This window comes from Oleiphilus sp. HI0123 (assembly GCF_001635315.1).
Window position 1 is genome coordinate 1 of record NZ_LWGE01001071.1, and the last position, 11,476, is coordinate 11,476.

An 11,476-nucleotide genomic window follows, 5' to 3' on the forward strand; every position below is an offset into this window, starting at 1 on the left:
GGTGCAAAAATAAGGTTATAACATTCGCTATCGCTTAAGCGATCAGCAGCGTCTTGGTCGTAAATGCCTTTTTCAACAGCTTTTTGACGTAGAACCTCAGCATCCATACCTGCGCCATCATCTTCAATGGCTAGCATGATATGATCACCTTCCTGCTGTGCTGACAGAACCACCTGCCCTATACGTTCCTTACCTTTCGTCACACGGTCATCAGGCATTTCAATGCCGTGGTCTACAGCGTTTCGTACAAGGTGAACCAAGGGGTCAGATAGCGCTTCAACAAGGTTCTTATCAAGGTCAGTATCTTCACCAACCAGAACCAGGTTAACCTCTTTCTTAAGGTTCCGAGCCAAATCTCGCACAACCCTGGGAAAACGTCCAAAGACCTTCTTAATCGGCTGCATTCGAGTTTGCATAACCGCTGACTGAAGATCACCTGTTACGACATCTAAGTTGGACACAGCCTTCTGCATGGACTCGTCACTGCTTGCATCGCCAAGACGTTTTAGTCGGTTACGCACAAGCACCAATTCACCCACCATATTCATGATATCGTCTAGGCGCTTTGTATCAACACGAACTGTTGTTTCTGTCGCTATGGTTTCATTCTTCTTCGATGCCGCTTTAGCAGCTGGTTTTGCAGCCGGCTTTGGCTTAGCTGCAGCTGCTGAGGCTGGGGCCGGTGCAGGCGCTGGCTTTGGTGTGGGCTCTGGAGCCGGCGCAGAACTGGCAGCAGCCTTGGTCGTTGGCGACCCGCCTGCTCCATGAAGTTCATCCAGTAGCTTTTCGAACTCATTATCGGTAATCAACTCTCCATCACCGCTAGCAGGAGTAGCTGACGCTTCAGACGTGGCATCACCTGCAGCAATACCTTCGCTATTGAACTGACCTTCACCATGCAAGTCATCCAATAGTTTTTCAAATTCTTCTTCGCTTATATCACCCGACTCTGGCGAGCTGCTCGTGTCGCCACCCGCAGCCGGTTCTTCAAAAAATAAATCCGCCGAGGAGCTGTCTGGTGAAGCTGAGGCACCAGCACTTTCGCTGACACCAACAGGAGCACCGGAACCGTGTAGCTCATCTAACAAGTTTTCGAATTCGTCATCGGTAATTTCGTCAGATTCTTGTTCGGATGCCGCTGGTGCACTCCCTTTACCCGCATCATCATCTAATGCATCCAAGAGCTGTTCAAACTCATCATCAGTAATATCAGCCTCTTCAGCAGAGGCTTCTGCAGCAACCGGCTCCGGTGTTGGTTCAACAGCTGCAGGTTCAGCAGCAGGCGCAGCGTCAGCAGGTTTCGCAAAACGTTCTAAGTCACTTAAAAGCTGTGGGTCAGCTGGGGTTGGATCTTGGCCATCTCTGACTTCACTGAACATTTCGTTTACAGAGTCTAACGCACGTAAAACGACATCCATTAAGTCAGCATCAAGACTTCGCTTACCATTTCGCAGAATATCGAACACGTTTTCTGCAATATGACAACACTTGACCAGTGCATCCAACTGTAAAAAGCCTGCTCCACCCTTTACAGTGTGAAACCCTCTAAAAATTGCGTTTAGCAAATCTTTATCGTCTGGATTTTGCTCTAGATCAACCAGTTGCTCTGAAAGAAGCTCGAGTATCTCTCCAGACTCTACAAGAAAGTCCTGAAGTATCTCATCATCCGCTTCAAACCCCATCTTCTACGCCCCTTTAAAATCCTAGACTGGACAGCAAATCATCCACATCATCCTGGCCAGAAACAACGTCTTCGCGTTGCTCTGCATGGAGTTGTGGACCTTCACCCTCAATGCCTGTTTCTTGTTTTTCTACTTCGTGGACTGTTCCTGTAATCTGGTCAACCTTACCGGCCATTCTGACCAAATTAACAAGATTCTCTTCAACATCTTTAACCAATCCGGTGACTCGTTGAATCACTTGACCAGTTAAGTCTTGGAAAGACTGCGCTAACAGTATTTGCGTGAGATTATCATTTACTTTATCTGAATCCTCACACAACTTTCCAAGGAAAGTTCCCATTGTGGCTGTCAGCGTTCTAAACTCATCAGGTTTCATTTCCTTACGCTGTAAGCGAGACCAATCCATCTTGAGTTTTTTCGCTTCCTGGCTGATTCCTGAAGCATAAGGCATGGTTTCTTCGACAAGATCCAAGGTCTTGTTTGCAGCCTTATTGGTCATATCAACCACATACGCGAGTCGGTCGGACGCATCCTCTATAGTAGACAGGTCATCTTTAGCCGTCTCACTGGAAGCATCGATGTGAAAGTTCCGAATTGACTCGTGTAGCGACCGAGTTAAGCGACCGACTTCTTGGTACAGAGTTTTATCCCGAGTCTCATTTAACTCAGAAATAATACCTAACGCCCCCGACAAGTCTCCTTTGTCAATTCGCTCCTTCAACTCATTAGCCTGAGCCTTCAAAGTCTGCTCAAAACCGCTTAGAGGTTCGCTATTTATTAGCTTTGCGTCAGTCATGAATCGCTCAGCCTTAGGAATCGATACGTTCGAAGATTTTCTCAATCTTCTCTTTTAAAACAGCTGCGGTAAATGGCTTAACGACATAACCGTTCACACCTGCTTGCGCGGCAGCAACTATCTGATCTCGTTTAGCCTCAGCCGTTACCATTAGCACAGGAAGACTTTTGAGGTTATCGTCAGAACGAACATGCTGAAGCAACTCAATACCAGTCATCCCAGGCATATTCCAGTCAGTCACCAGAAAGTCATACTTACCTGTTTGAAGCATTGGTAAGGCAGTACTACCATCGTCAGCTTCATCAGTATTAGTAAACCCTAGGTCACGCAATAGGTTCTTAATAATTCGTCTCATTGTAGAAAAATCATCTACTACGAGAATTTTCATATCTTTATTCAAGTCGACCTCCACTCATGTCGATACCCGAAATTACATTTTAATACCTAAAAACAAGTCTAGTCGGTGTTCTTAGGCTAGCCAGTTTTTTTTGATATTTGTTTCACTTATCGGCACATTTCTTAACAACTATATAAAATCAAGCCAATTTATTAATTTTATTCGCTTTATTTTCCCCTTACATGGGGGACAAACTTTGAGAAAAGAGGTCTAAGCAAATAGTTCGATCAGGCTAAGACAAACTGCAATCAGGTACGCCAATCACTCATTCTAGCTTTCAAACGCATCGCTGCTTGAGAATGTATTTGACTTACTCGAGACTCACTAACAGAGAGCACCAAACCAATTTCTTTAAGATTCAACTCTTCTTCATAATATAAAGACAAAACCATTTTTTCACGCTCAGGGAGAACATCAATCTCTTTGGCCAAAGCTCGACGAAAGGCATCATTCTGAACATCCGTCGCGGGCGTGTAATTCTCGGACAAATACTCTTCACTAGAAACGTCACCTGACTCACTTAGCTCTTCAAAGCTAAATAACTTGCCACTAGCGCTGTCTTTCAAGCAAGCAAAGTATTCCTCAAGCGTCATACCTAACTCTGAGGCAACCTCGCCATCCTGCGCATCACGACCCTCTCTATCTTCAATAGCCTTGATCGCTTCACTTATCTTTCTTGCATTCCGATGAACAGACCTTGGCACCCAGTCTCCCCGGCGCACCTCATCCATCATCGAACCACGAATTCTAATGCCCGCATAAGTTTCAAAGGACGCACCTTTAGAAGCTTCATACTTCCTGGAAGCCTCTAATAACCCGATCATACCAGCCTGAATTAAATCATCGACCTGAACGCTAGACGGTAGACGAGATATCAAATGATGCGCAATTTTTTTGACTAAAGGCGCATGAGACCGAATCAAATCATCGGCACGTTTTACTTGAGCGTCTGTATACATCAGCCTATGACACCGGAACTAAACACGTTCTAGTTTGAGGTAGCCTGAACCAGGCGCTCAACAAAGAACTCCAAATGACCTTTTGGAGAAGAAGGCAGTGGCCAGCTATCCGCTTTTTGGGCAAGCGTCTTATATGCCAACGATGCTTTTGCACGAGGATACACATCAGAAACAGCCCGTTGACGCTGCACTGCTTTTTTCACCGACTCATCGAAAGGGATTGACCCAACATACTGCAGAGCAACATCGAGAAATCTCTCAGTAACGTGAGCAAGCTTGGAATAGAGGTGGCGCCCCTCTTCCTGCGTTTTAACCATATTCGCCAGTACACGAAAACGGTACATATCGTAATCGCGATTTAACAATTTAATTAGCGCATATGAATCGGTAATCGATGTAGGCTCATCACATACGACAACAATAACTTCTTGCGCAGCCCTAAGAAACGAAACAACACCATCGGATATACCTGCTGCGGTATCAATAATCAGGACATCGAGATCTTCAGAAATTTCACTAAAGGCATTAATTAAACCGGCATGTTCCATTGGATTCAAAGAAACCATTTTTTGCGTACCAGATGAAGCTGGTACTACTTTTATTCCTTTGGGCCCATCAACCAAAACGTCACGCAGAGAACATTCGCCACTTATCACATCCGCTATATTGCTTTTAGAGGTGATACCTAACAAAACATCAACATTAGCCAAACCTAAATCGGCATCTAAAAGTACAACACGACGCCCCATCTCAGCGAGCATAATCGAAAGGTTAATAGACACATTACTTTTGCCCACACCACCTTTACCGCCAGTTACCGCGATTACCTGAACCGGATTAGAATTCGCCATACTGGTGAAAATCCCCTTTTATACATCTAATTATTTTTCGCACTTCAGTTTATTCAACCATATTGAGATCTTCGTGATACTGAAACATTGACCGTATTTTCAGTGTATACTGCATAATCTTGCTACATTCAGCTCTATATTTTAATCAACGCTAATAAGAGTTTAGCAGATATGATTAAGTTTACGCAGAATGAGAGAATATTTGATCTAAAACACCTTCATGCTCTTGGGCGCTGATTGTTACCCATCGCTCCGAACTATTCAATAAAGATTCAGCTCTCGAGAGGATTTCTTTTTGCCTAAACACATGAATATCCTCAGGAACTCGCTGACCGTCAGTAAAATAACTGGCTTTGAGACGCGTATCGATAAGAAAGCTCATCACCTCACCCAGGCTAACAGCTTCATCAACCTTAGTAATAATGGCGCCTGACAAGCCTACCATTTTGTAGTGATGGTAATTTGAACACATCACCTGATACTGCCCTACAGACGATACAACAAGGTGTGACTGAATATCATGACCCGACAGCTTTAATTCCTGCAGCTGCTCAGACCAGCACGCGTCGGTATGCATTAGGCCAGCAGTATCAACCAAGACAAGTTTTTTGTGACGCAAGCCATCAAGTATGGTATCCAGACTATGACGCTCATCAACAACATGGACAGGCACATTGAGTATTCTGCCAAACACCTTTAGTTGCTCGTGCGCAGCTATGCGGTATCTGTCAGTTGTCACCAAGGCTATATCATCAGCACCATGTCGAATAACAAACTGAGCAGCCATTTTACCTATTGTCATGGTCTTACCACTACCTGTAGGCCCAACCAATGCAATGACGCCACCCTGCTCGATCAGGTCATCTTCAGGAGCCGATATTAAAGCTGAAACACCCTGTGAAACACGAGACCATGCCTGACTGTAGTCCATACCTAAATCAACCATTGCCATTAGCCGTTTTTTAAGATCCCCGGCAATACAAAGGGATTCGAGTTTACGTTCGATTTTGCTGAGCGTAGCCGATTGCTCACGTTCTTTTTCATTCTGCACTTGCTTGTAAGCCTGCCCGGACATTAGTTTTTTAATCTCTAATATCTCTGCACGCATATCCGATAATTCGCCCCACGGAGTACCATTTTGTTTAGCATCATGTGACGCAGCCTTGCGCTCCATTGCCGAAGAGCTTGCCTCTGGTTCAGACACTGCCTCTGAATCGTTCTCTTGCGCAAGAGCATCAGGCCGCTCTTTACGCTTAGCCTTAACCTCTTCTATCTTTCTACGCGCACTATCTAGCTCTTTTTGCAGTTTCAGGTGTTTTTCTGCATGCATACGAGCAAGTTGGGAAGGGCTAGGCTCGCCACGCTCTATCAATTGACTTTCGATGGTTTCAGGTGAGACATCTTCCTCATAGTCGAGCGCAGCAACAATTTCGACACCACCGTCAACTTTTGAGTTGGATAAGATAACCGCATCGGGGCCAAGTTCTTCTCGAACCATTTTTAAAACTTCTTGCATGGTCGCTGAAAAAAAGCGTCTAACTTCCATAAGGAATCACCTGATTATGTTTACTACTCATCACTTCAATTGAACCTTGGAGCGAGTTCTACCGACACGACGTCAATTTATTGACCTACGTTCGCGACGATTGTTATTTGTTTATTGTTTGGCACTTCCTGGTAAGAAAGGACATTAATCGGGTCACTCCCAAACCTTACAAACTTAGCAAGCACTGGTCTCAAAGGCCCTGATACCAAAAGGATTGCAGGCTTTCCGAGCATTTCCTGGCGTTGAGCTGCTTCACCGAGCGATCGCTGAAGTGTTTCAACTATTCGGGGCTCAAGTATCATTCCCATATCATCACCCGCGCCAGTTTTTTGTGACTGCTGCACAGACTTTAGCAATAACTGTTCCAAGTCGGGCTCTAAGGTAATAACGGGGATTTCATCATCATTTCCACAAATATTTTGGACAATCAATCTTTTCATACCCTGTCGACATGCTTCTGTTAGCAGGGTGGAATCAGCTGACTTTGGAGTTACATTAACCAGCGCTTCAGCGATCGAACGCATATCTCTAATAGGTACGTCCTCGATCAATAGACTCTGAAGAACTTTTAATAACAGACTGACTGTTAATGTATTTGGAACCAGCTCTTCTGATAGCTTAGGTGACACCTTCGCCAACTGATCCAACCATTGCTGTACCTCCTCATGCCCCAATAACTCACTAGCATGCTTCTGAAGCACTTGATTCAAGTGTGTCGCCACCACAGTACTCGCATCGACAACGGTATAACCTAGCGTTTGCGCATGATCCTTTTGAGAACTCTCAACCCAGATTGCATCAAGCCCAAAAGCAGGGTCTCTACCCTCAACCCCGTCAATTTTCCCAAAGACCTGACCCGGGTTAATAGCTAGCTCTCTCTCTGGGTGAATTTCTGCTTCAGCAATCGTTACGCCCATCAAGGTGATTCGGTAAACATTTGGCATAAGGTCAAGATTGTCGCGAATATGAACTGAAGGCATTAAGAAACCTAACTCTTGCGACAGCTTTTTACGCACCCCTTTTATCCTACCAAGCAATGCCCCCCCCTGATTTTTATCAACAAGAGGAATTATGCGATAACCAACTTCCAGGCCTATAATATCGACCGACAAAACATCATCCCAGCCAAGCTCTTTGTACTCTTCTTTAGGCTGTCCATCAGCCGATATTTGACCTTGATTATCAGGCGTTACATTAGCACCGCCAGACATATTAGGCTGAGCACCTGACCTGCGAGCACCCGGAGCGCTTGCTTCAACCTCTTCACCTTTCGATCTCTTGTTTTGACCATACCAAGCAAAAAATGCTAAACCGCCACCCAAACCCAAGAATGCCAAATGAGGCATGCCCGGTACCAGACCCATTGCGATAAGAATGCCTGAGGCCACATATAAAGCCTTTGGGGATAGAAACATCTGATCAAGAACTTGTGACGACATGTCCTGCATACTACTAACACGTGTCACCATAATTGCTGCGGCGGTAGAAAGTAGTAGCGAAGGAATCTGTGCAACCAAGCCATCACCAATAGTCAGTAGCGAATACTTTTCCATTGCATCAGAGAATTCTAGATCATGCTGCACCATGCCAATAGAGAGACCGCCTATGATATTGATCGCTAAAATCAACAAACCCGCAATGGCATCACCACGAACAAACTTACTGGCACCATCCATAGAACCATAAAAGTCAGCCTCCGTTGCAATTTCTTCACGACGTGACTTGGCTTCTTCCTGTTCGATAATGCCAGCATTAAGATCAGCATCAATCGCCATCTGTTTACCCGGCATCGCATCGAGCGTAAAGCGCGCACTAACCTCCGAGACCCTGCCAGCACCCTTTGTTACAACAACAAAGTTAATAATCATCAAAATAGCAAAGACAACCAAACCGACAGCGTAATTGCCTCCAATGACAACCTCACCGAAGGCCTCAATCACCTTACCTGCAGCATCGCCACCTTCGTGCCCCTCCAAGAGAACAACACGAGTTGAAGCGACATTTAGCGCCAAACGTAAAAGCGTGGCAACTAACAAAACGGTTGGGAATATCGCGAACTCAACGGGCCGCAGGGAGTAGACACAAACAAGCAAGACAACAAGCGCCAAAGCAATATTGAAGGTAAACAACAAATCAAGCAGGAAAGGAGGAACAGGAAGGGTCATCATCCCCAGGATTGCAATCAATAGCACCGGGATGGCGAGATTACCCTGAGTAAGAACCTTGAATTGTTGAAGCATTGCGGCTTGCTGCATAAATATCACTACCAAGACTGATATCGTCACTAATTTGACGAAAAACAAATATCAGTAAGGTATCAGCAAGATTCACGCCGACTTCTACAGTTTACGGTAATTAGGCAATGCCAGCCCCTTAATCAAGAGCCATCATATTTAAGATCATCCGGTATGGGGAAGTCCGGTTTCGGAGGTTTTGTAATAACGCGACGCCTAAACTGCTTAAGCTGAAATACGTATGCCAGCACTTGTGCAACCGCCATATACAAACCACTCGGAATTTCCTGACCAATCTCGGCATGATGGTAGACCGAACGCGCAAGCGGTGGAGCCTCAACAATTTCGACATCATGTTCGTTGGCAATTTCTCTAATCTTCAAGGCGACTTGATCATGCCCTTTCGCAAGCAAAATTGGCGCGGCATCTTCTTCAGGTTTATATCGTAGCGCGACTGAAAAGTGAGTTGGGTTGGTAATCACCACGTCAGCCTGAGGAACATCTTGCATCATTCGACGCTGCGCCATTTCCATCTGCAATTGGCGAATCTTCCGTTTAACCTCTGGCTTACCTTCCGTGTCCTTGAATTCGTCTTTCACTTCCTGCTTCGTCATCTTCAGATTTTTTGTATGATCAAATATCTGAAAAGGTACATCAATCATAGCGATCACGATCATCGTACATGCTAAATAGAAAAAACCCCACCCCAGTATTTTGGAAGCTGTTTCCATTGCTGAAATTACATTTTGATCGGCAAGCCCGATAAGCGTTGGCAATTGCGAGTGAATAATCAAAACTGCAACTGCGACAACCAATGACACCTTTGCAATCGCCTTTATGAGCTCCACTAAGGACTTGAGGGAAAACATCTTCGCCAAGCCTTTAATTGGGTCCATTCGGCTAAACTTAGGCGCCAGAGCTTTAGTTGAGAAAAGCCAACCACCCAAAGCAACGGACCCTGCAATAGCCGATACAAACAACAAAATTAGAAACGGCAAAATACCTTCTGCAACTTCAACCGCGGCTCTTGCGAGATACATTCCCATCTGGCTTGTATCTTGTGTCGCCTCTCTAGAAAACGAAAAACTAGCAGTCATGATCTTTGTTAAAGATGCTGCGATACCGCTACCAAAAATTAACAAGCCCCCCGCCCCGACAATCAGTAAAAAAGTTGTATTTAACTCTTTTGATCGGGGAACCTGACCTTCTTCTCGCGCTTTTTCGAGTTTCCGGCCGGTGGGTTCTTCGGTTTTATCCTGACTACTATCGTTCTCTGCCATAAGCGCTCTAAGCCCCCATCACATCGCGCAGATAAATATATGTATGCTCGCTAAAACGAATAAAAAGCGTATCAACATTTCCGACACCCACCCAAAGAATGAAAAAACCGAAAATCATACCGATTGGAAAACCGAGCGAGAATACATTCATCTGCGGTGCCGCCCTTGTCATAACTCCAAAGGAGATATTAACAATCAATACCGAAGTTACTACTGGCAGCGCAACCAGCAGAGCCGAAGCAAAGAGCCAGTTAATCCTCATCAACATATCCCACAATAAGTAAGGCTCTATCGAGTTTTCACCTATAATACTTGCTGAAATCGGCCACGCCCTAAAGCTTTCAACAATCACTTCAATCATCACTAAATGACCATTCATTGCAAGAAACGTTAAGGTTACGCCTATCAGGAATATCTGAGACAGGATTGGTGTATTAACACCGTTCGTTGGGTCAACCATCGAAGCAAAACCCAAACCCATTTGCATCGAAATCATTTGCCCCGCCACCACAAACAACTGCATCAGTAGCACAAACATGAAGCCCATTAAGGTACCGATAACAACTTGCTGAAGCACAATCAAAAAAGAACCGATTGACAGAGCGTCAATCACAGGGACAGGGTCAATCAATGGAGCAACGATTAGCGTTAAGGCAAAGGATAAGCCAATTCGGACACGCATTGGCACCAACCGTGTTCCGATTACCGGAACCACCATCAAGAAACTGGCAATACGGAATAAGGGCCACAAGAAGGACCCAACCCAAGCGCCAATTTGTGCGTCGGTAAATTCCATCTTTTACCCGATCAGTAATGGAATGCTAGTCCATAAGCGTTCTGAATAGTCGAGAATTTTTGTCATCATATACGGACCCGCGACAATAAGCACAAACAAGGTCACCAGAAGCCTTGGTAAGAAGCTTAGCGTTTGCTCGTTGATCTGTGTTGCAGCCTGAAAAACACTCACCATCAAGCCAACGATTAGGCCGGGTACGAGTATTAAAGTGACCAAAATCAAAATTACAAATACGGCATCCCTTACAAGGTCAATTGCTAACTCTGGCGTCATCTTAATCTACCTCGTTATATTCCAAAGCTGGCGGCTAAACTACCCATTATCAGAGCCCAACCGTCAATCAAGACAAAAAACATTATCTTGAAAGGTAAGGAGATAATCATAGGTGATAACATCATCATACCCATTGCCATCAGTACGCTCGCCACGACCATATCGAGAATTAGAAAAGGCAGGAACAGCAGAAAGCCAATTTGAAAGGCGGTTTTCAGTTCACTTGTTACGAAGGCAGGCATCAACACCCAAAACGGCAAGTCATCAAGCGTATTGTATTCAGCACCCGATATACGCACAAACAGCGCAATATCATCTTCTCTTGTCTGCGTCAGCATAAACTCTCGAAATGGTAAGCTTGCGGCTTTAACGGCATCAACAGGTGCTAGCTGCTCGTTCATATAAGGTTGGATAGCCGTTTCATTAACCTTTTCAAAAACAGGCGTCATAATAAAGATCGTTAAAAACAGCGATAAACCCAAAACTATCTGGTTTGAAGGGGTTTGTTGTAGCCCCAAGGCCTGGCGAAGTATTGAGAAAACGATGATTATTCGGGTGAATGAAGTCATCATCATCAGCATCGCAGGCAAGAAGGTTAGCGCAGTCATTAGCGCAAGAACCTGGATCGTCACCGTATAGGTCTGCGAACCATCAGAATTATT

Annotated in this window: 11 protein-coding genes; all 11 read right to left on the bottom strand. The window is 45.0% G+C overall.

What is annotated here, in order from left to right:
* Window positions 1-1,682 (bottom strand): chemotaxis protein CheA (locus tag A3761_RS10180; protein WP_068750175.1); only part of this gene is annotated, 1,682 nt, incomplete at its 3' end.
* A gap of 13 nt (window positions 1,683-1,695) precedes the next feature.
* Window positions 1,696-2,478 carry a protein phosphatase CheZ gene (locus tag A3761_RS10185; protein WP_068511930.1) on the bottom strand — a complete coding sequence of 261 codons (783 nt, stop codon included), beginning with the start codon at window positions 2,476-2,478 and terminating at the stop codon, window positions 1,696-1,698.
* A gap of 13 nt (window positions 2,479-2,491) precedes the next feature.
* Entirely contained in the window at window positions 2,492-2,878 is a 387-nt protein-coding gene (gene cheY / locus A3761_RS10190; protein ID WP_068511934.1) for a chemotaxis response regulator CheY, read from the bottom strand.
* Between the two features lie 245 nt (window positions 2,879-3,123).
* Window positions 3,124-3,834, bottom strand: a complete 711-nt coding sequence (locus A3761_RS10195) for an RNA polymerase sigma factor FliA (RefSeq protein ID WP_068554878.1) — start codon at window positions 3,832-3,834, stop codon at window positions 3,124-3,126.
* Between the two features lie 29 nt (window positions 3,835-3,863).
* Window positions 3,864-4,685, bottom strand: a complete 822-nt coding sequence (locus A3761_RS10200; protein WP_068511924.1) for a MinD/ParA family protein — start codon at window positions 4,683-4,685, stop codon at window positions 3,864-3,866.
* A 181-nt stretch (window positions 4,686-4,866) separates the two neighbouring features.
* Window positions 4,867-6,231, bottom strand: a complete 1,365-nt coding sequence (gene flhF / locus A3761_RS10205) for a flagellar biosynthesis protein FlhF (protein WP_068554876.1) — start codon at window positions 6,229-6,231, stop codon at window positions 4,867-4,869.
* A 77-nt stretch (window positions 6,232-6,308) separates the two neighbouring features.
* Window positions 6,309-8,486: a flagellar biosynthesis protein FlhA gene (gene flhA, locus A3761_RS10210; protein WP_068511918.1), complete on the bottom strand. Its 2,178-nt coding sequence runs from the start codon at window positions 8,484-8,486 to the stop codon at window positions 6,309-6,311.
* 122 nt (window positions 8,487-8,608) lie between these two features.
* Window positions 8,609-9,745 (bottom strand): flagellar biosynthesis protein FlhB, encoded by a 1,137-nt coding sequence (flhB, locus tag A3761_RS10215; RefSeq protein ID WP_068511915.1) that lies wholly within the window; start codon window positions 9,743-9,745, stop codon window positions 8,609-8,611.
* Between the two features lie 7 nt (window positions 9,746-9,752).
* Complete coding sequence (fliR, locus tag A3761_RS10220) at window positions 9,753-10,541, bottom strand: flagellar biosynthetic protein FliR (RefSeq protein ID WP_068511913.1); 789 nt, start codon at window positions 10,539-10,541, stop codon at window positions 9,753-9,755.
* Window positions 10,542-10,544: 3 nt separating this feature from the next.
* The gene (gene fliQ, locus A3761_RS10225; RefSeq protein WP_068511910.1) at window positions 10,545-10,814 is read right to left on the bottom strand and encodes a flagellar biosynthesis protein FliQ; all 270 of its coding nucleotides are present in this window, start codon (window positions 10,812-10,814) and stop codon (window positions 10,545-10,547) included.
* A 14-nt stretch (window positions 10,815-10,828) separates the two neighbouring features.
* A partial coding sequence (gene fliP, locus A3761_RS10230; RefSeq protein ID WP_068750177.1) for a flagellar type III secretion system pore protein FliP occupies window positions 10,829-11,476 on the bottom strand: 648 nt, incomplete at its 5' end.